At 69.5% G+C, this 26,409-nt stretch carries 23 protein-coding genes; 19 read left to right on the forward strand and 4 right to left on the reverse strand.

Features of this window, described 5'->3' with window-relative positions:
• Positions 1-75: 75 nt before the first annotated feature.
• The 3 genes from ACFVKT_RS10365 to ACFVKT_RS10375 all read left to right on the forward strand — a co-directional run bounded on the left by ACFVKT_RS10365 (position 76) and on the right by ACFVKT_RS10375 (position 2,852).
• Positions 76-279, forward strand: coding sequence for a cold-shock protein (locus tag ACFVKT_RS10365; RefSeq protein WP_126388790.1), 204 nt, complete (start codon positions 76-78; stop codon positions 277-279).
• 286 nt (positions 280-565) lie between these two features.
• Entirely contained in the window at positions 566-2,116 is a 1,551-nt protein-coding gene (locus ACFVKT_RS10370) for a DEAD/DEAH box helicase (protein ID WP_385729625.1), read from the forward strand.
• 97 nt (positions 2,117-2,213) lie between these two features.
• Complete coding sequence (locus tag ACFVKT_RS10375; protein ID WP_385729628.1) at positions 2,214-2,852, forward strand: class I SAM-dependent methyltransferase; 639 nt, start codon at positions 2,214-2,216, stop codon at positions 2,850-2,852.
• A gap of 33 nt (positions 2,853-2,885) precedes the next feature.
• Here ACFVKT_RS10375 and ACFVKT_RS10380 read toward each other — a convergent pair whose 3' ends face one another.
• Both ACFVKT_RS10380 and ACFVKT_RS10385 read right to left on the reverse strand, forming a co-directional pair.
• Positions 2,886-3,386 (reverse strand): cysteine dioxygenase, encoded by a 501-nt coding sequence (locus ACFVKT_RS10380; protein WP_385729630.1) that lies wholly within the window; start codon positions 3,384-3,386, stop codon positions 2,886-2,888.
• Positions 3,386-4,285, reverse strand: coding sequence for an amidohydrolase (locus tag ACFVKT_RS10385; protein ID WP_385729632.1), 900 nt, complete (start codon positions 4,283-4,285; stop codon positions 3,386-3,388). Before ACFVKT_RS10385 ends, ACFVKT_RS10380 begins: the two co-directional genes overlap by 1 nt.
• Before the next feature lie 143 nt (positions 4,286-4,428).
• Between ACFVKT_RS10385 and ACFVKT_RS10390 the strand changes: the two genes are divergently transcribed.
• The gene (locus tag ACFVKT_RS10390) at positions 4,429-5,442 is read left to right on the forward strand and encodes a LacI family DNA-binding transcriptional regulator (protein WP_385729634.1); all 1,014 of its coding nucleotides are present in this window, start codon (positions 4,429-4,431) and stop codon (positions 5,440-5,442) included.
• A 43-nt stretch (positions 5,443-5,485) separates the two neighbouring features.
• On the opposite strand, the gene ACFVKT_RS10395 is transcribed toward ACFVKT_RS10390, so the two are convergent.
• Complete coding sequence (locus ACFVKT_RS10395) at positions 5,486-9,550, reverse strand: discoidin domain-containing protein (RefSeq protein ID WP_385729636.1); 4,065 nt, start codon at positions 9,548-9,550, stop codon at positions 5,486-5,488.
• A 353-nt stretch (positions 9,551-9,903) separates the two neighbouring features.
• On the opposite strand from ACFVKT_RS10395, the gene ACFVKT_RS10400 reads away from it, so the two are divergent.
• The 4 genes from ACFVKT_RS10400 (at position 9,904) to ACFVKT_RS10415 (ending at position 13,759) form a co-directional block, all read left to right on the forward strand.
• Positions 9,904-10,839 (forward strand): ATP-binding cassette domain-containing protein, encoded by a 936-nt coding sequence (locus tag ACFVKT_RS10400; RefSeq protein WP_385729638.1) that lies wholly within the window; start codon positions 9,904-9,906, stop codon positions 10,837-10,839.
• Positions 10,836-11,657: an ABC transporter permease gene (locus ACFVKT_RS10405; protein ID WP_385729640.1), complete on the forward strand. Its 822-nt coding sequence runs from the start codon at positions 10,836-10,838 to the stop codon at positions 11,655-11,657. The genes ACFVKT_RS10400 and ACFVKT_RS10405 overlap by 4 nt, the downstream gene beginning before the upstream one ends.
• A gap of 114 nt (positions 11,658-11,771) precedes the next feature.
• On the forward strand, positions 11,772-13,085 hold the full coding sequence (locus ACFVKT_RS10410; RefSeq protein WP_385729642.1) for a sensor histidine kinase: 1,314 nt from the start codon (positions 11,772-11,774) through the stop codon (positions 13,083-13,085).
• Positions 13,082-13,759 (forward strand): response regulator, encoded by a 678-nt coding sequence (locus ACFVKT_RS10415; protein ID WP_385729644.1) that lies wholly within the window; start codon positions 13,082-13,084, stop codon positions 13,757-13,759. The genes ACFVKT_RS10410 and ACFVKT_RS10415 overlap by 4 nt, the downstream gene beginning before the upstream one ends.
• 16 nt (positions 13,760-13,775) lie before the next feature.
• Here ACFVKT_RS10415 and ACFVKT_RS10420 read toward each other — a convergent pair whose 3' ends face one another.
• Positions 13,776-14,732 carry a nucleoside hydrolase gene (locus ACFVKT_RS10420; RefSeq protein WP_385729646.1) on the reverse strand — a complete coding sequence of 319 codons (957 nt, stop codon included), beginning with the start codon at positions 14,730-14,732 and terminating at the stop codon, positions 13,776-13,778.
• Positions 14,733-14,890: 158 nt separating this feature from the next.
• Here ACFVKT_RS10420 and ACFVKT_RS10425 point away from each other — a divergent pair, with 158 nt between their 5' ends.
• The 11 genes from ACFVKT_RS10425 to ACFVKT_RS10475 all read left to right on the forward strand — a co-directional run bounded on the left by ACFVKT_RS10425 (position 14,891) and on the right by ACFVKT_RS10475 (position 26,409).
• Entirely contained in the window at positions 14,891-15,811 is a 921-nt protein-coding gene (locus ACFVKT_RS10425; RefSeq protein WP_385729648.1) for a carbohydrate kinase family protein, read from the forward strand.
• A gap of 13 nt (positions 15,812-15,824) precedes the next feature.
• Positions 15,825-16,802, forward strand: a complete 978-nt coding sequence (locus tag ACFVKT_RS10430; protein ID WP_385729650.1) for a nucleoside phosphorylase — start codon at positions 15,825-15,827, stop codon at positions 16,800-16,802.
• Between the two features lie 113 nt (positions 16,803-16,915).
• Positions 16,916-18,274: an ABC transporter substrate-binding protein gene (locus ACFVKT_RS10435; RefSeq protein ID WP_385729652.1), complete on the forward strand. Its 1,359-nt coding sequence runs from the start codon at positions 16,916-16,918 to the stop codon at positions 18,272-18,274.
• A 77-nt stretch (positions 18,275-18,351) separates the two neighbouring features.
• Entirely contained in the window at positions 18,352-19,281 is a 930-nt protein-coding gene (locus ACFVKT_RS10440; RefSeq protein ID WP_385729654.1) for a carbohydrate ABC transporter permease, read from the forward strand.
• Complete coding sequence (locus tag ACFVKT_RS10445; RefSeq protein WP_385729656.1) at positions 19,278-20,102, forward strand: carbohydrate ABC transporter permease; 825 nt, start codon at positions 19,278-19,280, stop codon at positions 20,100-20,102. Before ACFVKT_RS10440 ends, ACFVKT_RS10445 begins: the two co-directional genes overlap by 4 nt.
• Position 20,103: 1 nt before the next feature.
• On the forward strand, positions 20,104-22,194 hold the full coding sequence (locus tag ACFVKT_RS10450) for an ADP-ribosylglycohydrolase family protein (RefSeq protein WP_385729658.1): 2,091 nt from the start codon (positions 20,104-20,106) through the stop codon (positions 22,192-22,194).
• A gap of 50 nt (positions 22,195-22,244) precedes the next feature.
• Positions 22,245-22,697 carry a secondary thiamine-phosphate synthase enzyme YjbQ gene (locus ACFVKT_RS10455; RefSeq protein ID WP_385729661.1) on the forward strand — a complete coding sequence of 151 codons (453 nt, stop codon included), beginning with the start codon at positions 22,245-22,247 and terminating at the stop codon, positions 22,695-22,697.
• Positions 22,694-23,590, forward strand: coding sequence for a PfkB family carbohydrate kinase (locus tag ACFVKT_RS10460; protein WP_385729663.1), 897 nt, complete (start codon positions 22,694-22,696; stop codon positions 23,588-23,590). The genes ACFVKT_RS10455 and ACFVKT_RS10460 overlap by 4 nt, the downstream gene beginning before the upstream one ends.
• A gap of 4 nt (positions 23,591-23,594) precedes the next feature.
• Positions 23,595-24,557 (forward strand): SIS domain-containing protein, encoded by a 963-nt coding sequence (locus tag ACFVKT_RS10465; protein ID WP_385729665.1) that lies wholly within the window; start codon positions 23,595-23,597, stop codon positions 24,555-24,557.
• A 122-nt stretch (positions 24,558-24,679) separates the two neighbouring features.
• A complete protein-coding gene (locus ACFVKT_RS10470; protein ID WP_385729667.1) occupies positions 24,680-25,459 on the forward strand; it encodes a GntR family transcriptional regulator in 780 nt (259 codons plus the stop codon).
• A gap of 92 nt (positions 25,460-25,551) precedes the next feature.
• Positions 25,552-26,409, forward strand: a complete 858-nt coding sequence (locus ACFVKT_RS10475) for a DMT family transporter (protein WP_385729669.1) — start codon at positions 25,552-25,554, stop codon at positions 26,407-26,409.

Raw genomic sequence — 26,409 nt, forward strand, 5'->3', positions numbered from 1 at the left:
GGACGGGGTTCATCTCGGCGACGCGGGGGTTCACACAGTGCGAACCCCTGGGCTTGGCCTCGAAGGAGATTTGACATGGCTACCGGTACGGTTAAGTGGTTCAACGCGGAAAAGGGTTTCGGTTTCATTGAGCAGGACGGCGGCGGCCCGGACGTCTTCGCCCACTACTCGAACATCGCCGCCCAGGGCTTCCGCGAGCTCCAGGAAGGCCAGAAGGTGAACTTCGACATCACGCAGGGCCAGAAGGGCCCCCAGGCGGAGAACATCACTCCCGCCTGACGCTGAAGCGTCTGAGGCAGCTGGGACTCCCACCCTTGTGGTGGGGTCCCAGCTTGTTGCTTTTTGCAGGGTTTGTCGGACGGGCGGTGATGGCCTGACTCGGACTCCTGCGACCCGGTAAACCGATCCCGGCGGATTCGGAGAGCTCCGATTCCGGCTGCTGTTTCTTACCGTGCCGGTGCGACCGGCTAATTTTTTGGTCTTACATTCGGCTCGTGCTTGCAATTCATTCGGCTTATTAATGCCGGGAATTCCTCGATGCGTGCCATATCGAGGAAGGTTCTCCATGAACCGCTCAGCTCGCACGAACGACCGTTACTCCAAGACGCGCAAGGACGGCTCCGCCGGTTCCGACCGAGGAGCCCGCTTCCGGCCGCAGGGCCAGGATCGCCCCGGTGCCCGCTCAGGCGGCAACGGACGCCGTCCGTCGGCGCCGCAGGGAGAGTTCGCGCTGCCGGTCACCCTCACCCCGGGGCTCCCCGCGGTGGCGGCCTTCAGTGAACTGGACTTCCCCGCCGCCTTGTTGAAGGCCATGGCGGACCTCGGCGTGACCGAACCGTTCCCGATCCAGGCCGCCACCCTGCCGAACTCCCTCGCAGGCCGTGACGTCCTGGGACGTGGCCGCACGGGATCGGGCAAGACGCTCGCCTTCGGTCTGGGGCTCCTGGTGCGTACGGCCGGACAGCGTGCCGAAGCCAAGAAGCCGCTGGCCCTGATCCTGGTCCCCACCCGCGAGCTCGCCCAGCAGGTCACCGACGCGCTCACCCCGTACGCCCGGCTGTTGAAACTGCGGATGGCCACCGTCGTCGGCGGGATGTCGATCGGCAGGCAGGCCGGCGCGCTGCGTACAGGGGCGGAGGTCGTTGTCGCGACGCCGGGCCGCCTCATGGACCTCATCGAGCGCAGGGACTGCCGTCTGGACCGGGTGAGCATCACCGTCCTGGACGAGGCAGACCAGATGGCCGACATGGGCTTCATGCCCCAGGTCACCGCACTGCTCGACCAGGTGCGTCCCGACGGCCAGCGCATGCTGTTCTCGGCCACGCTGGACCGCAACATCGACCTTCTGGTCCGTAAGTACCTGCATGACCCGGTGGTCCACTCGGTCGACCGGTCCGAGGGTGCGGTCACCACGATGGAACATCACGTGCTCTATGTGCACGGCGCCGACAAGTTCGCCGCCGCTACCGAGATCGCCGCCCGCGACGGGCGCGTGCTCATGTTCCTGGACACCAAGCACGCCGTCGATCAGTTCACCAAGCACCTGCTGTACAGCGGCGTCAAGGCCTCGGCGCTGCACGGCGGCAAGTCGCAGCCCCAACGCACCCGCACGCTGGCGCAGTTCAAGACCGGCCACGTCTCGGTCCTGGTGGCCACCAATGTCGCCGCTCGCGGTATCCACATCGACGACCTCGACCTGGTCGTCAACGTCGACCCGCCGGCCGACCACAAGGACTACCTGCACCGCGGCGGACGTACGGCGCGCGCCGGTGAGTCCGGCAGCGTCGTCACGCTGGTCACGCCCAACCAGCGCCGCGAGATGACCCGCGTGATGTCCGACGCCGGTATCAGGCCGCAGATCACCCAGGTCCGCTCCGGCGAAGCCGAACTGAGCCGTATCACCGGTGCACAGACGCCCTCCGGTGTTCCCATCGGGGGCGGCGGCAGCGCCTCCGAGCCGGTCACGGAGCGGCCCAAGCGCGGCGGAGCGCCCTTCCGCGGCATGGGCACTCGCCCGGGTCGCGCGGGTCGCGTCAGTGGTGAGTCCCGCAGGTCCGCCGAAGCCCGTCAGACCGCCGAGGCCCGAAAGGCCGCCCGGGTCCGTCGTGGCGCATAGTCCGAGCGCGGGCTGACTGGGCGTTGCACCTTGGGTTCGTCTTCTCGACGCTACTCAGGGGTCGCGATTCCGCGTCCGTGAAACGGAGGTGCTCACCATGGACCCCGCACACCACAGAGACTGGGACGCGCACTACGCGGAGGGCAAGTCCTTCCGTCCACTCGGCGACGGCGAACGGGCGTTGCTGGCCGGCCACGCACCTCCCAGGCCGGGGAGCCGGGCCCTGGACGTGGGCTGTGGACTGGGCGAACTGGCCCGCCATCTCGCCCGCACCGGATACCAGGTCGACGCCGTCGACATCGCCGAGTCCGCGCTCGCCCTGGGCCGCGCCATCACCACCCCGCCGGTCACCTACCTACGGTGCGACATCGAACAGGACGACCTCGCGGTGCTTCCGCATCCCCCGTACGACCTGATCACTTTTCGGCTCAGCATCGCCTTCATCGGCGACCGTTCCCACGTCCTGCGACGACTGCGTGAGCGCATGACGCCCGACGGCACCCTGTGCGTCATCACGCCCCGCGCGGATTCCGTCCCCGAGAGCCGGCGAGGCATCTCCCTCGACGAGGCCGAGATCGGCCTTCTCGCCGCTGACTGGCGCCAGGTCGTGCGGTACGACGCGGGGCGACTCGCAGTCCTCTTCCTCCGCGACTCACCCGCCGACCAGGGCGAAAGCCTTGCCGGACGTCGGCCGTGCAGCCGGACTGCAGCGCCCGCCGATCGACGTACGTCCTGACCGCCTCGCCCGCCCCGCTGCCCACGAGGCAGATCAGGCGGCCGGGGCGTCCAGGGGCCGTAGTTCGTCCGCGTACGAGACGGAGATCCGGCGCATCAGGCCGTCGTCGGTGATGTCGTACTGGCCGAGGCGCCACAGCGGTGGGGAGTACGCGTGGACGGAGACCGTGTCGTCGGTGGCGCCGGTGAGGCGGTGGATGTGTTCGGGCCCGAAGCAGAAGGAGTCGCCCGCGCCGACCGTGACGGAGAGGTGGCTGCCTCCTATGCGCGGGTTGGACTCGTTCAGCGCACCTTGGACGACGGCGACCGCGCCGGAGGAGATGTCGTGGTCGTGCCAGCCGGTGTCGTTCTGCCGGGTCCAGCACAGCAGCCAGACGTCGACGTACTCGTCGCGGTACAACGACGCGTAGTGCCGTTCTTCGTCCGAGAAAGCGACCTGTTCGCGCCAGAGTTCGGGACGGCCGGCGAGTTCGTCGACGAGTGCCTGGAGTTCACGCTTGTCGAGGGCGCGGTCAGGCAGGGCCTGATACGTCATTAGGTGGCTCCTTTCAGCAACCGGGCGGGGTTGACGGTGCGCAGGGCGTGGACGGCGGCGTCCGCGCCGAGGTCGGGGATGGTGAGGGGTGCGTAGGGGCGGTCGCTGCCGCTGACGATCACGTCGATGCCGACGGCCCGGACAAGCGCGTCCACGGCGCGTGCTCCGTAGGACGAGGTCTCGTAGAAGGCGTCGAAGTCGATCTCGCCGCGCCCTCCGCCGCGGGCCGCGAGCCGCTCGCCGTGCAGTGGGGCCAGGCCCGCGAGAGCGGCGAAGCAGACACGCAGGCGCGGGTGACGGGCGCGGCCGAAGGCGCGGAAGGCGAACCAGGACGCGTGCATCTGTGAGAGGTAGGGGACCAGGGCAGGCCACCAGGACGGCGCGTCGGGGGTGGGAGGCGCGGCGCCCGGGTGGATGAAGAGCGGTTTGTCGCGACGGATGAGGACGTCGAGGAGAGGTGCGCAGCGGTCCCAGCCGGTCGCGTCCAGCAGCGCGGTGGCGGGGAGTTGGAGGCCTCGGCAGCCGCGGCGGAGTTCCCGTTCGACCGTTTCGACCGCCTCGGGGATCGGTGATGACAGGCAGGGCGAGGCCCAGACGCCGAACGGTTCGGGCAGGGCCAGGGCGCCGTCGTGGAATACGTCGAGGAGCTGAGTGGACTCGGCCGGCGGCAGGTACTCGATGCCCAGCGGGCTGGACAGCGAGACCAGGGCCAGGTCGAGGCCGTCGGTCCGGGCCAGTGCGGTGCGCGCCGTGACGTCGTGGTCGGCCGGCTCGACCTCGTAGGGCGGTTCACCCGCCAGGTGCAGGGTCCAGCCGTCGAGGTGAGGTGGCGCGGTACGGGCGCGGAGCACCTCGATGAACTCGGGCGGCCAGATGTGCTGGTGGACATCGGTGGGCACGCGGCAGTCCTTCGGAGAGTCCTCGTGGAGAGTCGGTCGAGCATAGGTTAACCGCTTCACTTATGCGCTTAACTTAAGCGCTTAACAAGGTGGCGTGTCAAGGGTGCGCCGCAGAGCGGACAGGTCCCGGTAGTCTTCCCGACATGGCCAGGCCCAATAAGCGCACCACCCTCCGGGAGGTGGCCGAGGCCACGGGCCTCTCCACCGCAGCCGTCTCCTATGCCCTGCGCGGCAAGCACGTCTCGAAGGAGACGGAGGAGCGAGTGCGCAGGGCCGCCGCCGAACTCGGCTACGAGGCCGACCCCATCGCCCGCGCGCTGGCCAGCGGCCGCACCAGCATGGTCGGCGTCATCGCGGGCGACCTCCAGGACCTGTGGCAGCAACAGCTGATGGCGGCCATCGGCCGGGAACTGCTCGCCGGCGACCGCTATGCGCTGATTCTCGATGCCGGCGGTGATCCCGACCGCGAGCTGGTGCTCGCCAAGCAGCTGCTCGATCAGCGCGTCGACGCGCTGCTGGTGTCGCCGGTCAACCCTGCGGCCGAGGGATGGGCGGCGATCGCCGAGGCGCTTCCGGTGGTGGCCGTCGGGGACTCGCTCAGTGCGACCCGTACGGCCGGAGAGGTCATCTTCGACAACAGGGCCGGCATCGACGCCGTACTGGAGTATCTGCACGGCCTCGGCCACCGGCGGGTGACCGTGCTGACCCCGACCCGGCCGAGCACGCCGGACCGGCCCGCCGACGTGTATGCGCGCGAGGCCGCCGAGCGGCTCGGGCTGCGGGCCGAACTGGTGCCCTGCCCACAGGAGTTGGGCGAGGCGACGGCGGTCGCGCGACGCCTCCTGGAGGGCCCGCGGCCCGCGACGGCCGTCTTCTGCTTCTCCGACTCCCTGGCGTACGGGGTGTACGCGGCGGCTGCCGGGGCCTCACTCGAAGTCGGCCGGGACGTCTCGGTGGTCGGCTTCGACGATCACCCGGTGTCCCGCGTCCTCACCCCACCGCTGACCACGGTGGACTGGGGACTGGCCGGGATCGCCGACGAGGCCGCCCGGCTGATCGTCGCGGCGATCGAGGGGAAGCGGGTGCGGAAGAAGCGGATTCTCTGTGCGCCGCGGATGAGCGAGCGAGGCTCGGCGGTACGGGTGCAGGGGCCCTGAGCCTGCGCCTTCGGGCCCCCGCTTTCCCAGGGTTGCAACTGCCCTATGAACGGGCCTCCGTCCGCGGCACGTTGTAGCCCTCGACCCGTAGCGTGGGCCGGCCCGAGGGGAGAGCGTCGGCGGGCCAGGAGAGGGTGATCTCCCGTGACTCGCCGGGCAGCAGCCACACGTAGTTGTCGCCGTACAGCGTCGGCAGCACGCGAGCGCCGGTCCTGCTGTCCAGCAGCGACAGCCTGACCATCGCGGCGACGGCCGAGCCGCGGTTGTGGATCCTGGCGGTCGCCGCGCGCCGCGATCCCGTGCGCGCCACCTGCCCGATGTCGGCAGTCACCTTCACCGACTTGGCCTTGTTGAGCGCCTGCATGTCGGACGCCTTGCGGTAGCGCCAGTAGGTGTTCTGCGACAGGAGGCGTCCCCGGCCGTCCTCAAGGCCGAGGCGCAGAAGGTGGAAGTCCGGCAGGGAACTCGTGAACGCTGCGGTGAACGCCTCGGCCGTGGCGGACGAGGCGACATCCACCGTGGCGCGCCGGGTCGAGCCCAACTGCTTCCCGCCCAGGACGTAGGCGCGGGCCGTCACCGTCATGTCGTTGAGCGCGCGCGGGGTGTGATTGACCGCGATGACCTGCCAGTTCACCGGGTCGGCCTGGACGTGGACGGGCTCGCACGCCGCGCGGGAGCCGTAGTACATGCCGTTGACGTCGAAGTCGTAGTCGTACGTCTGCCACACCGTGCTGTGCCAGGCCGGGTGGGACATCCAGAGCATGAGGCCGGTGGCGTCCTTCCACAGGTGCTGGTTCCATGCCTCGAACATGGCCCGGCCGTTCTCGTAGTTGACGAACTGCGCCTTGCGCGCGAAGTCGTCGAGGTCCTTGGCGGTGTCGAGCCGGGTCTCGATCGCCGCCTGGTAGTTCTGTGGGGCCTGGTTACCCCGGGTGCTCCAGTCGTGGTAGAGCCACGCGCCGGCGATCGGCCACTCGGGCTCGTCGCCGACGAGGTTGCGCATGCTCTCCGCGGTGGACACCACGGGCATGCCGATCTCGGTGTGGAAGCCGAAGTTGCCGCTCCCGTAGGTGGCGGGGGAGAAGTAGCGGTCAGGCTCCACCCAGCCGTAGGGGCCGCCGCCCGTGACGATGCTGCCTGCCGAGTTGTTCTGGTAGAGGACGTCGGGCGCCTCGGCCCTGACCGCCTCGCGCATGCCGGTGTCGATGGCCTCGGGCGGGTTGCCCTCGTTCGCGCCGCACCAGACGACGACGCTGGGGTGGATGCGATAGCGCCGTACGGTGTCCCGCGCCAGGTCGTTGTAGGCCGGGTGGTCCGGCGGGTCCATCGCCCAGGCGTTGGGGAAGTCGTTCCACACCAGCAGACCGTGCTCGTCACAACTGGCGAAGAACTCCTCACGGTTGCTCGACGCGACCCAGTTGCGGATCATCGTGAAGTTCATGTCCCGGTGCATGCGCACGGCCGCGTCCATACGGGCGGCCGGCATCCGGCGCAGCAGCTCGTCCCAGCCCCAGTTGCCGCCGCGGCAGAAGACCCGGACACCATTGACGCTGATCTTCAGTGGATCCGGGGTGTTGTCCACGGACTTGACGTCCGTCCACGTGTCACCGTCGTCCGACACCTGGATCACATACGTCTTCGGGTACGCCTGCTCCCAGACGATCGCGACCCGGTCGAAGGAGACGGGCGAGCCCAGGTCCACCTGGATCCACTGGTTGTCCTGGTACTCCGAGGACCAGCGGGAGTTCGGGTTGCCGTCGGTGGCGTTGGAAGCGCTGTTGCCGGAATCCACCGTGGAGGCGGTGGCCGTCCTGTGCAGGGCCAGGTCGATACCGGGGGAAGCGCTGTCGACCACCGAAAGGGTCCATAGCGAGGTGCCCCAACTGGTCGCGCGGGCGCCACAGTTGATCCGTACGTACCGGGAGGTGTGGGCGGTGAAGTCCACCGTCTGCAGGCTGGCGGCGCCGCTGTTGAACGGCAGAGGCACCGCGCCGTTGTCCACCGACCCCGCGTCCGTCCACGCCGAGCCGTCGGTCGAGACCTGCACGACGAACGTCTTGGCGTACGCCTGCTCCCACGTCAGGTCGACCCGGTCGAAGGCGACCACGGACCCGAGGTCCACCTGGATCCACTGGTCGTCCTCGAAGGCCGAGGACCAGCGGGAGCCCGGGTCGCCGTCGGTCGCGTTGGCGGCGGAGTTGCCGGAGTCCTCGGTGGAGGCGGTGGCTGTCTTGTGGAGAGCCAGGTCAGCACCCGCCGAGGTGCTGTCGAACACCGAGAGGCCCCACAGTGAGAAGCCCCAACTCGTGGCTCGAGTCTGGCACTTGATCCGCACGTACCGTGCTTCTCGCGCGCCGAGAGGAACCGGCTGGGTGTAGCGGTTGCTGCTCCCGGTGAACGGCAGCGGTACGGCGTACTCGTAGCCGAACTGCCGTATGCCGAAACGGGTGGTGCGCCGGTCGCTCTCCTGGCCGTCGACGGAGGCGGTCAGCGTCAGGTCGTGCAGGTCGGGGCTGCCGTAGCCGTTGGGCCACCACAACTTGGGGTCGCGCAGCCGCAACGAGGCGTACGTGGAGGGCGCGAACGTCACGTCGGCGCTCGCGCCGCCCTCCACCATGACCGTCTGGGACACCCGTACGCCGTCGAAAGCGGCCGTGACGGTGACCCGTCTGCTCGTGGTGTCCACGTTGCGCACCGGGACCACGATCGTCACCTCCGCGCTGGAGGTGTCCGGCAGGTCGGGGAGTTTCGTGTCCACCCGGGGGTCGCCGATGACGGCGTGGCCGGTCGAGCGGAGCCGCACGTGGTTCCAGATGCCGCAGACCCGGTCGCGGACCGCCGGCATCCAGTCCCAGCCCGAAGCGGCCAGGTAGGTCGGCGAGTTCTGGTTCATCATGGTGGCGCCGGCGTCCACGAAGGCGAGTCCGGCCGGGCCCTTGTCGCCCGGGCTGCCGGGGAACGGCATGGGGGTGATCCTGACGGCCAGGGCCTGTTCGCCATTTTCGGCGAGCACCTTCGTCACATCGTGGGTGGACCGGGCGAAGGGATAGGTCAGACCGCCCACCTTCTGCCCGTTGAGCCAGACCTCAGCGGTGTGGTTGATGCCGTCGAACTCAAGCCAGATGTGCCGGCCCGAACCGGTGCGCAGAGCGCGGGGCAGCTCGAAGCCTCGCCGGTACCACCACGAGTGCCGGGAGAGGGCCTCCGGAATGTGCAGGTTGTTGAAGCCGGCCACCGGGTCGGGAAGATGGCCCTGCTCCACCAGTGAGGCCAGGACCGTCCCCGGCACAGTCGCTGGCAGCCAGCGGCTCGTGTCCACGTCCGGCAGGGAAAGCTCCGCGCCCTCCGCGCCGGCCCAGTCGTCCATGGTGAGCGTCCAGCCGGACTCCAGCGGGACCGTGCCGTCGGCGGCCGCCTTGAGCGCGGGTGCCCGGTGGTGGTGGACGCCCCAGTCGGTCCAGCCTGTCGCCGAGGGGCGGTGTCCGTTTGGCGTGCCGTAGACCTCGAAGCCGTTGAGCCCCAGCGGGTTGGCGTTGGAGCGCTTGGTCACGGTCATCCGCACCCAGCGGGCGGTGACCGGCTTGGCCGGCGTGATCTCCACGACGCCACCCCTGCCGGACGTGGTCCGGTGGATGGTGGCCCATGTGCGGTGGTCCCGCGAGGTCTCGACGACGAACTCCACCGCGCAACTGGACAGGATTTCCTGGCCCGTTGTGCGGTCGCGGGGATTGCCGCCGGTGGAGGGGACGAAGACCGGGTCGTCGGCCGTCGCCTCGAAGGTGAGGCGTACGGAGTCGACCGCGCAGTCCGCCTGCAGATCCACCGAGATCCACTGCGGGTCACCGTCGGCGGCACGCCAGCCGGTGCCCTTCACGCCCACCGAGTTGACCTTGTCCACGACGAACTCACCGGGCGTGGGCGCGTAGTCGGTGGACGACACGGAGACCGGGCGATACGCGGCGAGTTCACCCCGCGCGCCGGTGGACCCCGAAGGCGCCGCCGCGAAGGCGTTCTGGGGGAGTGCGACGCCAAGGCCGAAGCCTGCGAGCAGAGTTGAACCGGTGGCCAGGACCGCGCGGCGGGAGGGACGGGGCGGCTCGTGCGACATGTGCGGTGGTCCATTCCAGACGGCCCCGGAGGGGAGCAAGTGACCTCTGTGCTTGGTGCGATGACAACGTTGCCAAAGACTCCGTCGCCTCCGATCCCTTGTCAAGGTTTCTTGCACAGCTCGCTCACAGAGGCGTCGAGTTGAGGTCCTGTCCTGCCGCTCCAGCAGCTTCAGAAGACCGGGGCCGAGTCATCCCTGAGGATCACAGCAGCGCGGTACCCCGGTACCGTCCGCGCTTCGGAACCAGCCCGCGGTACCGGGTTTTCGGCCCCTCCCCGTTCCTATCGTTGAGGCACGGCCTCCGGCGGCACCGCGCACGGACCGGCCTCGCCACGCAAACGCAAGGACGGAACATGATCGAGATACAACGGCTGGTCAAGAGGTACGGCGAGAAGACAGCAGTGGACGGGCTGGACTTCACTGTCAAGCCGGGTGTCGTCACGGGCTTCCTCGGACCCAACGGCGCCGGCAAGTCCACCACGATGCGGATGATCGTCGGCCTGGACGCGCCCACCAGCGGCTCGGTCACGGTCAACGGCCGCCGCTACAAGGAGCATCGAGCCCCGCTGCAAGAGGTGGGGACGCTTCTCGAAGCGAAGTCGATCCACCCGGGTCGCTCCGCCTTCAACCACCTGAACGCCCTCGCGCTGACCCACGGCATCCCGCGCCGCCGGGTGCAGGAAGTCATCGAGATGACCGGGCTCAGCCAGGTCGCCGGCAAGCGCGCGGGAGCGTTCTCCCTGGGCATGGGCCAGCGGCTGGGCATCGCCGCGGCACTGCTCGGCGATCCGCAGACCGTGATGCTGGACGAGCCGGTCAACGGGCTCGACCCCGAGGGCGTGCTGTGGATCCGCCGCCTTCTCACCGGACTCGCGGAGGAGGGACGTACCGTATTCGTCTCCTCGCACCTGATGAGTGAGATGGCGTTGACGGCCACCAACCTGATCGTCGTCGGGCGCGGCAAGCTCCTCGCCGACACCACGGTCGAACAGTTCATCCAGCAGGCCGGGGGCCACAGCGTGAAGGTCCTGACGGGGGAGCCGGCCCGGCTGCGGGAGCTGCTGCTCGGTCCGGACGTGGAGATCACCGGTGCCACGGGTTCCGAGGAGCTGCACGTCACCGGCCTGGACGCACGTCAGATCGGCGCGACGGCTTTCGACCACTCCATTCCCCTCTACGAACTCACCCCGCAGACCGTCTCCCTGGAAGACGCGTTCATGGCCATGACCGGAGACGCCGTCGAGTACCACGGGACCACTTCCAGCACCCCTGTCGGGAGCACCGTATGAGCACCCTGACCGCCGAACCCACCGCCACCGGGACCCGCCCCGAGTACAAGGTCACCGGCGTCCATGTGCTGCGCTCGGAGTGGGCCAAACTCTGGTCGCTGCGCTCCACCTGGATCACCCTGGGCCTGTCCCTTGTGATCCTCATCGGCTTCGGGCTGATCTTCGCCTCCACCTACTCGTCCGGCGACGGGCGGGGGCCGGGTTCGGAGGCACAGGACGGGATCGCCGTCGCCCTCGGCGGGATCAACTTCGCCCAGCTCGCCCTCGGCGTGCTCGGTGTCCTGGTCATGGCCGGGGAGTACTCGACCGGCATGATCCGCTCCACCCTCGCGGCGGTGCCGACCCGCCTGCCCGTGCTGTGGTCGAAGATCGCCGCCTTCGGAGGCATCGCCTTCCTCGTCACCACGGTCGCCGTGTTCGTGTCCTTCTTCGCGACGCAGGGCGTCCTGAGCGGCTCCGACATCGTGCTCGGCATCTCGGACTCGGGCGTGGTGCGCAGTCTCCTCGGGGCCGGGGCCTACCTCGCACTGGCGGGGGTCCTGGGCGTGGCGCTGGGCGCGCTGCTCCGCTCGGTAGCCGGTGCCATCGGACTGCTGGTCGTGGTCCTCATGCTGCTGCCGGTCTTCACCGGACTGCTGTCCACCTCACTGCAGGACGACATCAGCCCCTACCTGCCCAGCAACGCGGGGGGCTCGATGTACGCGCTCCAGGAGGCGAGCAATACCCTCAGTCCGGGCGCAGGTCTCGCGGTCCTCGCAGGCTGGGTCGCCGTGGCCGTAGCCGCTGCCGCCTGGCGGCTCAAGCGCTCCGACGCGTGACGGGCACGTAAGCGCAAACAGCAAACAGTCCATGCCCCCGCGATCGCTCTAGAGTGATCGCGGGGGCATGCGACCTGGGCGGTAACCGAACCCGAAGGGGAAGGTGGAAGCGCCGTGCGATCCGGCAACCTCCCGCGGGGCGAACTGTTCCCGCCGGAACTGGACGTGCTGTGGAGCAGTCGCCTGGTGCGCCGGGTCGTCGGCCTGGCCAGTGCGGTGCGCAGACTGGGCCGTAAATACCCCGCACTGCTGGACTCGCTGCTGGCCCTGCTCGTCCTGGCGAACAGCCTGGTGGATCTGCTCGTACCCACCGATCGGCATGGCCTGGAGGCTCGTCCGGACACCACCGTGCTGCTCCTGGTGTCCATGGCCGGGCAGGCGCTTCCCCTGGTCTGGCGGCGCCGGGCTCCGTCCGTCGTCCTGGCGGCGGTGCTGCTCTGCTGCCTGATCCAGTGGTCACAGGGCGGGGAGCTCCGCAGCGGCGTCGGCAGCATCATGATCGCTCTGTACTCGATGGCCCGCTACGACTGGATCAAGAGACTGCCGTGGGCGGCGCTCGGGACGGCGGTGGCACTGACCGTGGCCGCCTTCTCGTTCCAGCCGATCGATCAGCAGTCCCTGACCATCCTCTTCTTCCTGTATTCCTCGATCACCGCCGCGATCGCCGTCGCCCTGGTCGTCCGGGTGCGCGAGGCCCAGCTCAGCGCGCTGGCCGACCGGGCCGCGCAGCTGGAAGTGGAACGCACGCAGCGTGAGCAGCTCGCCGTCTTCACCGAGCGCTCCCGGGTCTCCCGGGAGATGCACGACATCGTCGGACACAACCTCGCCGTCATCATCGGCCTCGCCGACGGTGCCGCGGCGGCCCCGGATGCCGAGCGCAGCGCCCAGATCCTGCGGATCATCGCGGGCACGGGCCGCCAGGCGCTCAGCGAGATGCGCCGCACCCTCGGCGCCCTGCGTGAACGCCCCGATGAACAGGAAGACACCGTCGCCCTGAGCCCACAGCCAGGAACCGCCGACCTCGCCGGTCTGCTGGAGCGTACGCAGGCCGCCGGGCCCCGGATCTCCTACCGCACCGCGGGGCGGCACGACGCCATGACTCCGGGCGTGCAACTCGCGGTTTACCGCATCGTCCAGGAAGCGCTGACCAACAGCCTCAAGCACGCGGGACCCGAGACCTCCGTCCAGGTCGTCCTGCGGGTCACCGACGAAGCTGTCGACGTGAGTGTCCGTGACAGCGGACCACCCCTGGGCTCACCGAAGCCCGGACCCGCAAGCCACCCGGGCCAGGGTCTCGTCGGCATACACGAACGTGCCGCCCTCGCGGGAGGCAGCGCCGAGGCCGGGCCGACGGACAGCGGTGGCTGGCTCGTGCACGCCTTCCTTCCCCTGCTTCCGCCCCCAGCCGTTGGAGAGAACCGGCCATGACCACGGTGCTCATCGTCGACGACCAGCCGTTGCAACGGCTCGGCTTTCGCATGCTGCTCGACGCCCATCCCGACACCAGCGTCGTCGGGGAGGCCGGACACGGCGCCGAGGCCGTACGGCAGACGGCGTCGCTGCGCCCGGACGTCGTCCTCATGGACATCCGGATGCCCGGTGTCGACGGCATCGAGGCCACCCGCCGCATCGTGGCGTCCGGAAGCCGTTCCCGGGTGCTCGTCCTCACCACTTTCGATCTGGACGAGTACGCCTACGGCGCGCTGCGCGCGGGGGCGAGCGGCTTCCTCCTCAAGGACGCGCTGCCGGACGAACTACTGGCCGGCATCCGCGCGGTCGCCGCCGGAGACGCGGTCGCGGCCCCGGCACTGACCCGAAGACTGCTGGACGCCTTCGTGAAGAAGTCGCCGGAAACGGCTGACTCCGGCGGAGCGGAAGCCGATGCCCGGCTGGCCGGTCTCACCGGCCGTGAGCGGGAAGTCCTGCTGGCCATGGCCCGCGGGCTGACCAACACCGAAATCGCGGAACTGCTGGTGCTGTCGGCCTCCACCATCAAGACCCATGTCAGCAAGGTCCTCGCGAAGATCGGCGCCCGCGACCGTGTCCACGCCGTCATCATCGCCTACGAGGCGGGCATCGTGGGGACCGACCGACCTCGGTGACCTGCCGGCTCCCTGGTCAGGCGGCCGGGTCGCTGAGCACGGTGGTCACCAGGTCGAGGAAGCGGTCGAAGTCGAGGCCGGACACGGTCCGGATGACGGGCAGGTCCTTCCGTCCGTGGTGCGCACGGCGTTCGACGACCGTCATGCCACGGGTCAGTTCGCCGCGTCGTTCCACGTCGCAGCGGACCTCGACACACTCGATGAGCGTGGGGTCGATGACAGCGGCGACGGCCACGCTGTCGATGAGGGAACAGTACGACTGGTAGCCGCGACCGTTGACGTAGTCCACCACCCGGGCGGCGAGGTCGGCTTCAGGGGTCCGCGCGCGGCGCAGCCGGTCGAGGTCACCGGCGCGGAAGTTGATACGGGGGTGGGTGGCGATGTCGAGACCGACGGCAACGAGATCGAACCCGGCCCGGAAGACCCGGTGGGCCGCTTCGGGGTCGACGAATATGTTCCATTCGCTGACCGCGTTGTCGCCGGTGGCCTGGGACCAGGCGTAGGGGGTGAGCCCGTAGGAGCCGCCGATGATGACGAGTTCGGTCACCTTCTCGGGAAGCAGGGGATCGATCTCCAGGGCGAGGGCGATGTTCGTCAGCGGCGCGAGTGCCGCGATGCTGATGTCACCGGCGTGGGCGTTGACGGTGTCCACGATCAACTGCGGGGCCGGGCGTGGGTCGACGGCGCGCGCCGACGCGGGGAAGTGGGACTCGGCGAGGCCGTCGCTGCCGTGCGAGAAGGGGTCGACCGGATAGTAGCCGTCCAGCGGCAGTAGAGGTCCCTGGCCGACCGGAATGTCATCGCGGCCGAGCAGGTCGAGGACGCGCAGCGCGTTGGCGGCGGTCCTGTCCGAGGTCAGGTTGCCCGTCGCCGCGGTGACAGCGAGGGTCCGCAGCGCGCGCGACTTCAGCGCGAGGATGATCGCGAGAGCGTCGTCCATGCCCGGGTCGGTGTCGATCAGAAGGTTCTTCACACGTGCCTTTCTCGCGTTCGGCGTCCCGGCTCCGGGCGTCCGGGGGAGTACGCAGCCAAGAGCCGGGACACTGAAAGGTATGGTAGGTATAACAACAAGCAGATTCAATGGGGGATGTCGAAACTCGGGGGAACGCAGAGGAACTCGGAGGAGCGAGGGTGTCCCAGCGGCTCGTTGCGGTGTTCTCCCACGCGGTGACCGATGAGGTGTACACGGCCGACGGCAGGCCGGCGGCCCGCGAGGTCGGCGGAGCCGGGGCGTACGCGGCCGTCGGGGCGAGCCTGGTGTCCGCACCCTGGAGCACGGCCATCGTGTCGGGGGTCGGCGCCGCTGACCGGCCGCGGCTGAGCGCGTGGTTCCGCCGGCGCGAGATCGACCCCGTAGGACTCTTCGAGGTCGGCGAGCACAGCCCGGTCACCCGCGTGCGCTACCTCGACGACGGGGAGCGCGTGGAGGAATCCGTGCTCGGGGATGCCCACTTCGCCGCCCACACCCCCTTCCCCAGCCGGTGGCCGGTCGATCAGGACCGGTTGGCGGGCGCCTATCTCTTCCACGACACCGACGAGCGGTACTGGAGCGAGGTCGCCGCGCTGCGGCCGCGGTGGCGCGGCCCGGTCCTCTGGGAGATCGCCGCCGACGCCTGCACTCGGGCCGGCCGCGCCCGGGTCACGGAGCTGGCCGGGCTCGTCGACGTGCTGTCCCTCAACGCCGCCGAGGCCGCGGCCCTCACCGGCCGGCCGGACCCCCTGGACGCGCTGGCCCGGCTGCCGGGGAACGGCCTCGTGGTGATCCTGCGGTGCGGTGCCGCCGGGTCCCTGGTCCGGTGCGGACGCAGGACCTGGCACGTGGGGACGGCGCCCGGCCCGGTGATCGACCCGACCGGTGGCGGCAACGCGTACTCGGGAGCCTTCCTGGCCGCGTACGCCTCGACCGGCGACATCCCCGCCTCGGCGCGGGCCGCCGCGGCCGCCGCCTCGCGCACCATCGCGCAGTACGGCGCTCCGGCCGTCGGCCCCCGGGAGCGCGACGAAACCCGGCGCGCCGTCCGCGAAGTGACGGTGTCCGCGACCACCACGTGACGAGGGAGCAGATATGTCGGCTGGTGCAGATGCAGGTCTGGGTGCTGAAGCAGGCACGAGCGACACGCCGGGATCCCCGGCCTGGAACCCCGCCCGCATCTACGACGACTACGCCCTCGCCGGCCACCTGCCCCGCCGCGGGCTGCTCCGGGACGGCAGGCCGGCGCTGTCCGGCATCGATCCGAGCAAGGTGGCCCGCTACGTCCTGGTGACCGTCCGCGATCCGCTCTGCGCGTACGACGAGGATCCGGCCGAGCAGATCGCGCGGCGGCTCGACGAGCCCGAACGGATCGGCAACTCCGGGATGTTCACGACGTACTCGGGGTTCTGCGAGAGCGTGCCCGTGACCGTCGTCTCGGGCGGGAGCGGCTCCCCCGAAGCCGAGCTGATCATGCATGAGCTGCTGGAGTTCACCGAGGCGGACACCTTCGTACGGGTCGGCGGCTCCGGCGGTATCCACCCCCGGGCGCTGCCCGGAGACGTGGTGGTCACCACCGGGGTCGTACGGGACGAGGGGATGACCCGCGCCTACATTCCGGCGTCCTATCCGGCGGTCGCCCACCATGAAGTGGTCCTGGCGATGTCGCGGGCCGCCGTCGAACTCGGCTGCTCCTTCCACCAGGGCGTCACCAGGTCGAGTGACTCCGACTTCTGCGGGGTGGGCCGCCCCGGAGTGGGAGGCTATTTCCAGCCATGGCATCTCGACATCCTCGAAACCTGGGCCCGGGCCGGCGTGCTCAACGGGGACCGGGAGTCCGCGGCCGTGGTGACGCTCGCCGGGCTGTTCGGCAAGCGCGGTGGCTCGGTCTGCTCCGTCGCCGACAATGTCATCGCCAACAGGCCTTTCGTCGCCGGAGCCGGTCATGTGGCAGCCGTCGACGTCGCGTTGCGCGGCGTCGTCCAGCTCGCCCGTCTCGACGCGGCCAGGGCGGCTTCGGGCGGTGGCCCCTGGGTGCCGGCCTCCTTCGAAGCAGTGTCCGAAACTCGTTGACATCACCCAACAGTGGTCCTATGGTACTGAGATCAGTACCAATAACAACGAGGTTAGCGGTGCTCCTGACGGTTCCGGAAGGGCCGGCGTGCGGTAGCGAAGGAGCTTGGTACATGAGCAGATCAGGGATCCGGGTGCTCGGCGCGGGCCTGGCGGCGATGGCGGTCGTGCTCTCCGCGTGCTCCGGCGGCAGTTCCTCGGCCGCCGGTGGTCGTCAGACCCTCCAGCTGTGGTTCTGGGGCGCGTCGCCCCAGCAGCAGAAGACCATGAAGTCGGTGCTCGTCGACGGGTTCGACAAGTCACAGAGCAAGTACAACCTCGAAGTCACCTACAACAACGCGGTGGACAAGAACGTCCAGGTGGCGCTCTCCGCCAACAAGGGACCCGACATCGTCTACGGATCGGGACCGTCCTTCTCCGCGGCCTACGCGGTCCAGGGCAAGCTGGCCGACATGACCCCGTACGCGGAGAAGTACGGGTGGAAGGACCGGATCCTGGCGCCGATGTACGACTCGGGAACCGTGAACGGCAAGCTCTACTCGCTGCCCAACTCGTTGGAGAACCTGGGCATCTTCTACAACAAGAAGGTCCTCGACCAGCTGGGCGTCGGGGTGCCGACCACCTTCGCGGAGCTGACCGCGGACATGGACAAGGCCGCCAAGGCGGGCATGTACCCCTCGGTCACCGGCAACAAGGGCTGGAAGCCGGTCAACCAGAACTACATCTCGATGTTCCTGACCCATGTGGCGGGCGGCAAGGCCGTCTACGACGCGCTGCAGGGCAAGATCAAGTGGACCGACCCGAAGATTGCTGCGGCGGTCGACGACTCCGCCGACTTCTACAAGAAGGGCTATCTCGGCGGGAAGGACTACGCGGACCTGAACTTCACGGAGTCCATGCAGTTGCTGGCCCAGGGCAAGTCGCCCTTCTTCTTCGGCCCCACGCTGGCTTTCCAGTTCGCCAGTGACTACTTCAACGACGCCGCCGGGAACACCTCGGACCTCGGCTTCGCCCCCTTCCCGAACGTCACCGCCGGTCTGCCCTCGCCCAGCGGGACGCTCGGCACCACGGCCTCGCTGTCCATCAACGCCCACTCCTCCAACAAGGACGGGGCGGCCGAGGTGATCGACTACATGATGAGCGACAAGTTCGCGCAGGAGATGAACAAGACCTGGCCCGGGTACTGGGGCGTCCCGCTGAAGAACTGGGACCTCGACCCCGACTCGTACACCGGTCTGTCGAAGGCGTTCGTCCAGTCGGTCAAGGACACCGTCGACATGGTCAGCACGGGCGACTACGGCTTCTTCGCCGGCACCTTCTTCCCGCCGGCCACCGCCACCGCCTTCACCGACGTGGACGGGGTCTGGCTCGGCACGGAGAGCACGACCGACTTCCTGAAAAAGATCCAGTCGACCTTCGACGACGAGAAGGCCAAGGGTCTGGTGCCGCCGGTGCCCGAACCCGCCGGGTGACGGTCCCTCCCCACCGATCCAGACCGTCGGATGCCGCGGCTCACGGCGCGGCATCCGACGCTCGGAGGAATGCGAGCATGACAGCTACGGCAACTCTGGCGCCCCACAGGGAAGGCCAGGCCCCCGCTCCGGACCACCGGGCCCGCCGCGCCTACCGACGCCGCCGGTCGCTGGTCAACCACCTGCTGGTCGCACCGGCCCTGCTCCTGTCGGTCCTGGTCGTCGTCGTGCCCGGCGTCCTGACCGCGATGGCCGCCTTCACGGACTGGACCGGCGTCGGCTTCCACGCGAACTACGTCGGCCTGAGCAACTTCACCGACATCCTCGCCGACCCCGTCTTCACGACCGCCCTGAGCAACAACATCAAATGGCTCGCGCTCTTCCTCACCCTCCCCGCCGTCTTCGGCCTGCTCACCGCGTGGCTGCTGCTCCGCAGACGGCGTACGCGCACCTTCTACCAGGTCGTCTACCTCATGCCGTACGTCCTGGCGCCGGTGGTCAACGCGATGGTGTGGCTGAGCATCATCTACAACCCCAACGGCGGCGTCACCGGCGTCCTGCACATCGACTCACCGCTCTCCAGCCTGCACGGGGCGATCTACGCGGCCGCGGCGGTCGACATGTGGCACTACTGGGGCTTCCTCACCGTCGTCTACTTCGGCGCCATGCGGCAGACCCCGATCGAGCAGGTGGAGGCGGCCATCGTCGACGGCGCGGGCTCCTGGCAGGTCTTCCGGCACGTCTATCTCCCCAGCATCCGCCCGACACTGCTGCTCATGGGCGTGATGACGGTCATCTTCTCCTTCCTCGCCTTCGACTACGTCTACCTGCTCACCCAGGGCGGCCCCGCGCACGGCAGCGAGGTGCTGGGCACCTACGCCTACGCCTTCGCGTTCTCCGCCTTCGAGTTCGGCAAGGCGGCCGCCGTCGGACTCATCATGAGCTTCTTCGGACTGATCGCCTCGTGCGTCTACACCTGGATGAGCCGGAGGCAACTGTCGTCATGAGCAACCGACTCAAGGGCGTCATGGCCCACGCCGTGCTCCTGGTGTTCGCCGCCACAGCCCTCTTCCCGCTCCTGCTGGTCCTGCTCAACAGCTTCAAGACCAACGCAGGCGTCACCGGCAGCCCCTTCGCGCTCCCGAAGACCTTCAGCATGTCCAACTTCGAAACCGCCTGGCAGTACGGCCAGTTCGGCACCGGATTCATCAACAGCCTGCTGCTCACCGGGACCACGGTCGTCGTCGTACTGGTCTGCTCGTCGCTGGCCGGGTACGTGCTGGCCGGACAGAAGATCCGCATGTGGCCCGCCGTCATGGTCTACCTGACGATGGCCATGACGGTGCCGATCCAGCTCTTCATCTTCCCGCTGTACGCCGGAGTCGCCGCCCTCGGGCTGCTCGACAACGTTTTCGCCGTCGGCGTCATCCTCGCCGCGATCAACATGCCGTTCGCGACCTTCCTGATGCGCACCTTCTTCCTCAACGTCCCCAAGGAACTCGAAGAGGCGGCGCTGGTCGACGGCGTCAACATCTTCCAGCTGATCCACCGTGTCCTGCTGCCCGTCGTACGGCCCGGTCTGATCACCGTGGGGATCATCGTCGGCCTGAACGCCTGGAACGACTTCCTCATCTCCTCGACCTTCCTGCACGACCCCGCCGACCAGACCGTCACCCTGGGCTTCCTCTCGATGAACGGCACCTTCTCCACCCAGCTCGGGGCCATGATGGCGGGCGCCCTGATCCTGATCCTCCCGGTCCTCGGCGTCTTCATCGCCCTCCAGCGCTACGTCGTGGACGGCATGGCCGGCGGCGCGGTCAAGGGCTGACATGACGACACATTCCGTACGACAGGCCCCTGTTGAGCGCCCGCGGTACGCCGAGCAGGTCTACGCCGGAGTCCTCGGCAAGATCATCGGCGTCTATCTGGGCCGCCCCGTCGAAGGCTGGCCCTACCAGGACATCACCGACCGGTTCGGAGAGGTCGGCCGGTACGTCAACGGCGACCTGGGTGTCCCGCTGATCGTCGCCGACGACGACATCTCCGGCACCCTCGCCTTCGCCCGCGTCATCCTCGACAACCCGGGCCGCACGGTCGAGGCGGCCGACGTCGGCGACACCTGGCTCAACTACGTCATCGAGGACCGCACCATCCTGTGGTGGGGAGGCATGGGCCGGTCCACCGAGCACACCGCCTACCTCAACCTGCGCCGCGGGATACCGGCCCCGCGCAGCGGATCCATCGCCGTCAACGGCCGCACCCTCGCCGAGCAGATCGGCGCCCAGATCTTCAGCGACGCCTTCGGCCTGATGCACCCCGGCGACCCCGACCGCGCCGTCGCCCTGACCAGGACCGCCGCCTCGGTCAGTCACGACGGCGACGCGCTGGAGTCGGCCGGACTGCTCGCCGCGATGCGCGCGCTGGCCTTCGACGAGCCCGACCTCGACCGACTCCTCGACGCCGGAACCGCCTACGTACATTCCCCGGCGGTACGCCGCCTGCTGGACGACGTCCGCGCCAACTGCTCCGCCGCACACGACTGGCGCGACATCCGCGACTGGGTGGACCGGCACTACGGATACGCCCGCTACCCCGGCCCCTGCCACGCCCTGTCCAACCTGGCGATGTCGCTCGGCGCGCTCCTCGGCGCCGGCGACAGTTTCCCCACCTCGGTGATGATCGCCTCGTCCGTCGGCTTCGACACCGACAGCAACGCCGGAACCGTCGGCTGCCTCAACGGCGTGCGCCTCGGTCTCGACGCGCTGAGCGAGGGCCCCGATCTCAGGACTCCCGCGGCCGACCGGCTCCTGGTCGTCACCTCCGACGGAGGGGAGTGCGTCAGCGACGCCACCCGCGAGGCCGACCGGATCCTGGCCTCCGCCGCCTCCCTCGCCGGGGGCGAACTCCCGCCGCCCCGGGCCCGGTTCACCTTCGCCTACCGCGGTTCGGTCCAGGGCTTCACCGCCTGCCCCTACCACCCGGGCGGCGAGGTCCTGGGGACAGAAAACGGTCTGCGCGTCGAGCTCGACGGTTCCTCCGAGGCGGTGACACGACATGTGTCCACCCCGACATTCCTCGACCCCGCCGAGACCAGCGGCAACTTCTCCACGCTCGCCAGCCCCACGCTCTACCCCGGCCAGACGCTGACCGCCCGCCTGTCCGCCGCGCGCGACGGCACGAATGTCCGCCCTTACTGCCTGTACGCCGACGGTGACCAGGTCAGGACCGTCCTCGGCGCGGCACATCCGCTGGGTCCCGGCCCTCGTACGGTGACCTGGCAGGTCCCTCCCGCCGACGGACTGGTCCCCTTCCGGGTCGGGTTCGCCTTCACCGGCACCGGGACGGAGGCGTTCCTGCACGAACTCGACTGGCGCGGCGCACCGGAGTACTTCGAGCAGAGCGGCGTCCTGCTCTCCTCGATCTGGGACACCAAGCCCCAGGCACTCGCGCCCTGGGTGAGCTCGGCGAAGAACTTCGAGGCCGACTTCGCGGTCACCTACTCCGTCTCCCACCCGGACACCCTCGGCGTCGTCACCACCGGCACCCGGGACTGGACCGACTACGCCGTCACCAGCCGGCTCACCTTCTCCCTGCACGAGAGCGCAGGGCTGGTGGTCCGAAGCAGGGGCCACCGACGTTTCCACGCCGGGGTCTTCACCGGCGGGGACCGGCTGCGCCTGCTGCATCAGCGCGACGGCGAACGCCGCGTCCTGGCCGAGACCCCGTTCCCGTACGACCGCGACCGCCCCTACGGGGTGGAACTGCGCTGTCGTGGCAGGGACCTCGAGCTGTTCGTCGACGGCAGCTCCCTGCTCACCGGTACCGCCGCCGACACCCTCGGCGGCGGCGCCGGATTCCTCGTGGAGCGCGGCGCCGTCGCGGCCGACGGCGTACGCATCTCACGGCTTGCCGCGCCCTAGTCGGTACAGCGCGGTGAAGGACCAATGAAACGAACACGAAAGGCACATCGATGAGCACTCCCCCCACGATCGGCAAGTGGCAGCGCTTCAGCGTGAACACCAAGCCCGCCGACGGGTACGCCGCACCCGTCGGCTACACCGATCTCACTCCGCGGCTCAGGGACGCCGTCCCGCCGCAGCTGGGCGACGGGACGCTCACCGTCTACATCCCGCACACCACCTGCACGCTGATCCTCAACTCCGGTGTCGACGGCACCACGCTGCACGACATCCGGCTGTACATCGAGGGGCAGATCCCCGTGGACCGCCCCTTCGTCCACCTGCACGACGGACCCCAGGACGCGGCCGCGCACGTGCGGTGCGTCTTCGGCGCCCAGTCGCTGACTTTGCCGGTCGTCGACGGCGAGTTGGGGATCGGACACAGCCAGGGCATCTACCTCCTGGAGCTGGACGGGCCGCGCGACCGCACCGTCCAGTACGCCTTCTCCCGGTTCTCGCAGTGACGCTGGTCGGCATCCACGGGGGCCTGTCGGTCGATCATCTGGTCACCGAACCCGCCGGGGCACGTTTCTCGTGCCCCGGCGGGCCCGCCCTGTTCGCCGCACTCGGCGCCCGGCTTGTCTCCGGCACCGATGTCCGCGTGAGCTGTCCGTTGCCGGAGGACGCGCCCGAGTTCGCGCGGCTCTTCGATGACCTGGGTGTCGACCGGCTGTACTGCCACCAGGTGCCGACCGTGCCGAGGCTGTGGATCCTGAACTCCGCCCGCGGACGGCGCATCGTCACTCAGGACACGGCGGCGCGTACCGAACTCGAAGGACCCGATCCGGTCGGACCGGAGGCGCAGGACTCGCTTGCCGCGCCGGCAACCGGCTTCCGGGACGGCCTCGACGGACTCGTCGCCTCGTCCCCCACCGAGCGTCCCGAGGCGGACCCCAAGACCCGAGTCGGCCTCGACCCGCACCAGGCCCTGGTCGCCGAACAGGGCCTGGACCACCTGCGCCGGATGGTCTCGGCGACGACCGTACTGCTGCCCAGCCGCGTCCAGTTGAGCCTGCTGGACTGCGATCCACGCCGTGCCGCCAGGTCACTGGCGGCCGAGTTGGGCCTGCCGGTGGTCGCCCGCCTCGACGCCGAGGGCAGTTACGTCGTCACCGCCGACGGCATCTGGTCCGTACGCGACCACGCGGTCACCGTCGTGGAGACCACCGGCGCCGGTGACGCCTGCGCGGGCGCCGTCGTGGCCGCTCTCGCGGCGGGTGCCGACCCCGTCGAAGCCGCCCTGTTCGGCACCAGCATCGCCCGCACCGCCCTCGCGGGCTGGGGCCACGAGGCCCTCGCCGCGGCGACCCCCATCGCACGGCCCTTCCCCGGTATCACCACCCGCAAGGAGCACTAGAACCATGTCCGCCACACCCGCACCCGTCACCGTGAGCGCCGTGCTGCGCGCCGCTCTGCTGGACGTGCCCCCGGTAACCCTCGGCAGCGTCCCCGACCTGGGGCGCGCGGTCTTCGTCGGCTCGGGGGACTCCCTTGCCTCCGGCCTGGTCGCCACCGGTTTCGGCCACCGCGCCCTGTCGGCGGGCGATGTCACCTGGAGCGAGACGCTGCCCGCCGCCTGCGACACCCTGGTGGGCATCTCGCACTCCGGAACCTCCGGCGCCACCGTCCGGGCCCTGCGCATGGCCCGGACCGCCGGGCTGAAGACCGTCGCCATCACCTCGCAGGCGTCCTCACCGCTGGCGGACAGTGCCGACGAGGTCCAGTTGGTGCCCTCCCTGCGCGTGGAGGAGGTCGTCCCCTGCGCCGGACACGTCATGCTCGCCCAAGGGGTGGCCGCCGTCTGCGGAGTCGACACCTCGCTCTTCAACAGGGCCCTTGCGGACAGCCTGGACGGCGTCCGCGTGGCGGTCGAGGCACAGGTGGACGCGCTGCCCGAGTCCGTACCGGCCGCCATGTCGGTCCTGTCGCTTCCGGAGCTCTGCAGCGGAGCCGACTTCTGGGTCCTGAAGCTGATCGAGGCCTGCGGACTCGCGGTGCGCAGTGTGCCCCTGGAGGAGAGCGGCCACGTCGACTACTTCATCGGCCCCGAGCGGCACCTCACGCTGCAACTGATGGGCCGCCACGGACGAGCGCGATTCGACCGCCTGGCCGAGGCCCTGCGTACCACCGGCCAGACCGTCGTTCAGGTCCACGCAGGCGAGCTGACGGACGCCGATGTGCCGGACGAGGCCGTTCTGCGTGACATCACCACGGCGGTGGCCGGGGCCTGGTTCGCCCACGGCGCGGCTCTTCGATGGGGTCGGCCGCCCTTCCGCGGGGGAGCAGTGAACCTGGACGCGAAGCACATCAAACTCGACGCCTGACGCCCGCGCCGCACGCCTTCGCGCGACCCGCCGTTTCCACGAGCCCCGCCCGATAGGTGCTAATATTGAGACCAATTGTGCGTCGTGGACTGCGGCGCGCGAAGGCCGAGGGGAGTCCGTACGTGTCCGTCGTCGATGGTGCGACGACCGACCGGGGGCGCATGTCCGTGCACCCGGTGGATCGCAGGTCGCCCATGCCCGCCTGGGCTCAGGTGCAGCGTGATCTGCGCCGGCAGATCGACCAGGAACTCCAGACGGGCTACCGGCTGCCGACCGAGCGCGAACTCTCCGAACTCTACGGCGTCAGCCGTATCACCATCCGGCAGGCGCTCGGTGCCCTGGCCGCGGACGGCTACGTCGAGCGCAGGCAGGGCGCCGGGACCTTCGTCGCCGACATCCCGGAACCGGTGCAACACGACTTCGCGCTCACCACACCGTGGCGGGACCGCTTCCATGCCGCGGGCCAGACCGCGAAGTCCCTCCAACTGCGCGACGAGCCCGCCGAACCCGAGCCCCACGAGCTGATCAAGCTCATCACCCCGGAGGAAGCCTCCGCCAAGCGGCTTCACCTCAAGCGGCTTCACGTGGTCAACGACCGTGCCATCGGGCTGACGGACTCGTGGGTCCCCGAGCCCGTGGCGCCCGGACTGTCCGACCGGCTGCTCATCGATGGCTCACTGTCCCGGACCCTTCGCGAGGTCTTCGACCTCGTCCCCTTCGACGCGAACCACTTTCTCGAGGTCGGCGCGGCCAATTCCCAAGAGGCCCGCCTGCTGAACACGACCCTCGACGCGCCGCTGTTCGTGGTGTGGTCGGTGGCCCGTCTCGAAGGCGGGCGACTGCTGGAGACGACACGGACCGTGTGGCTCGGGAGCAGGGTGCGCTTCCACTACACGTCGTGACCGTTTCCTCGTGATCTCCCTGCCCTGGTTGGGCAGCGCCGGTCGGCGCGTCCCGATAGGCCCGATGTCCCTTCGGCGGGCATGGTGGAAGAGTGATCGTGCTGGCTGTGCTGTTCGCTGTCCTGGGGGCCGCCAGTAACGCGGCCGGTACCGCCTTTCAGCGGAAGGCGGCGTCCACCGTCGCGCAGGGCGGTGGACTGCGCCTGATCCTCGACCTGGCCCGGCGTCCGGCGTGGCTGATCGGGATCGCCGGGGTTGTCGCGGCCGCGGTCTTCCAGGCCCTGGCTCTGGTGAACGGGCCACTGGCGCTGGTGCAGCCCTTGTTCATCCTGGAGCTGCCGCTGGCCCTGCTGATCGCCATTCCGCTGCTGCACAGACGTCTGCCGCGAGCGGGCTGGTGGGCCGTCGCCGGTGTGGTCGCCGGCCTCGCCCTGGTCCTCGGCTCGGCCGCTCCCTCCGGGGCAGGCGACCAGGCCCCCATGGTGAGGTGGATCCCGGTGCTGGTGCTGTGCCTGGGGGCGATGGGCGGACTGGTCGCTGTGGCCCGTCCGGGACACCCGCCGCTGTTCCGGGCCGCGGTGCTGGGATCGGCGTCCGCCGTCGGCAACGCCCTGACCGCCGCGCTGCTGAAGTCGGCCACGGGCACCCTCGCCGACGACGGCTTCACCGCCTTCCTCAGTACCTGGCAGACGTACGGGTTCGCGCTGACCGGAGTGAGCGCGATCCTGCTGCTGGAGAACGCGCTGCAGGCCGGCGCCCTGGCGGCCTCGCAGCCCGCCCTGACCATCGGTGACGCGATGGTCAGCCTGATGCTGGGCGTCACCCTGTTCGGAGAGACGGTCCGTACCGGATGGTGGCTGATCCCCGAGGCGATCGGGACCGCGGCGATTCTGTGGGGCGTGCTGCGGCTGACCCGTGAGGTGCCGCACATCCGCCAGGTCACGGGGTAG

It is taken from the genome of Streptomyces sp. NPDC127595 (assembly GCF_042671685.1).
Taxonomy (GTDB): domain Bacteria; phylum Actinomycetota; class Actinomycetes; order Streptomycetales; family Streptomycetaceae; genus Streptomyces.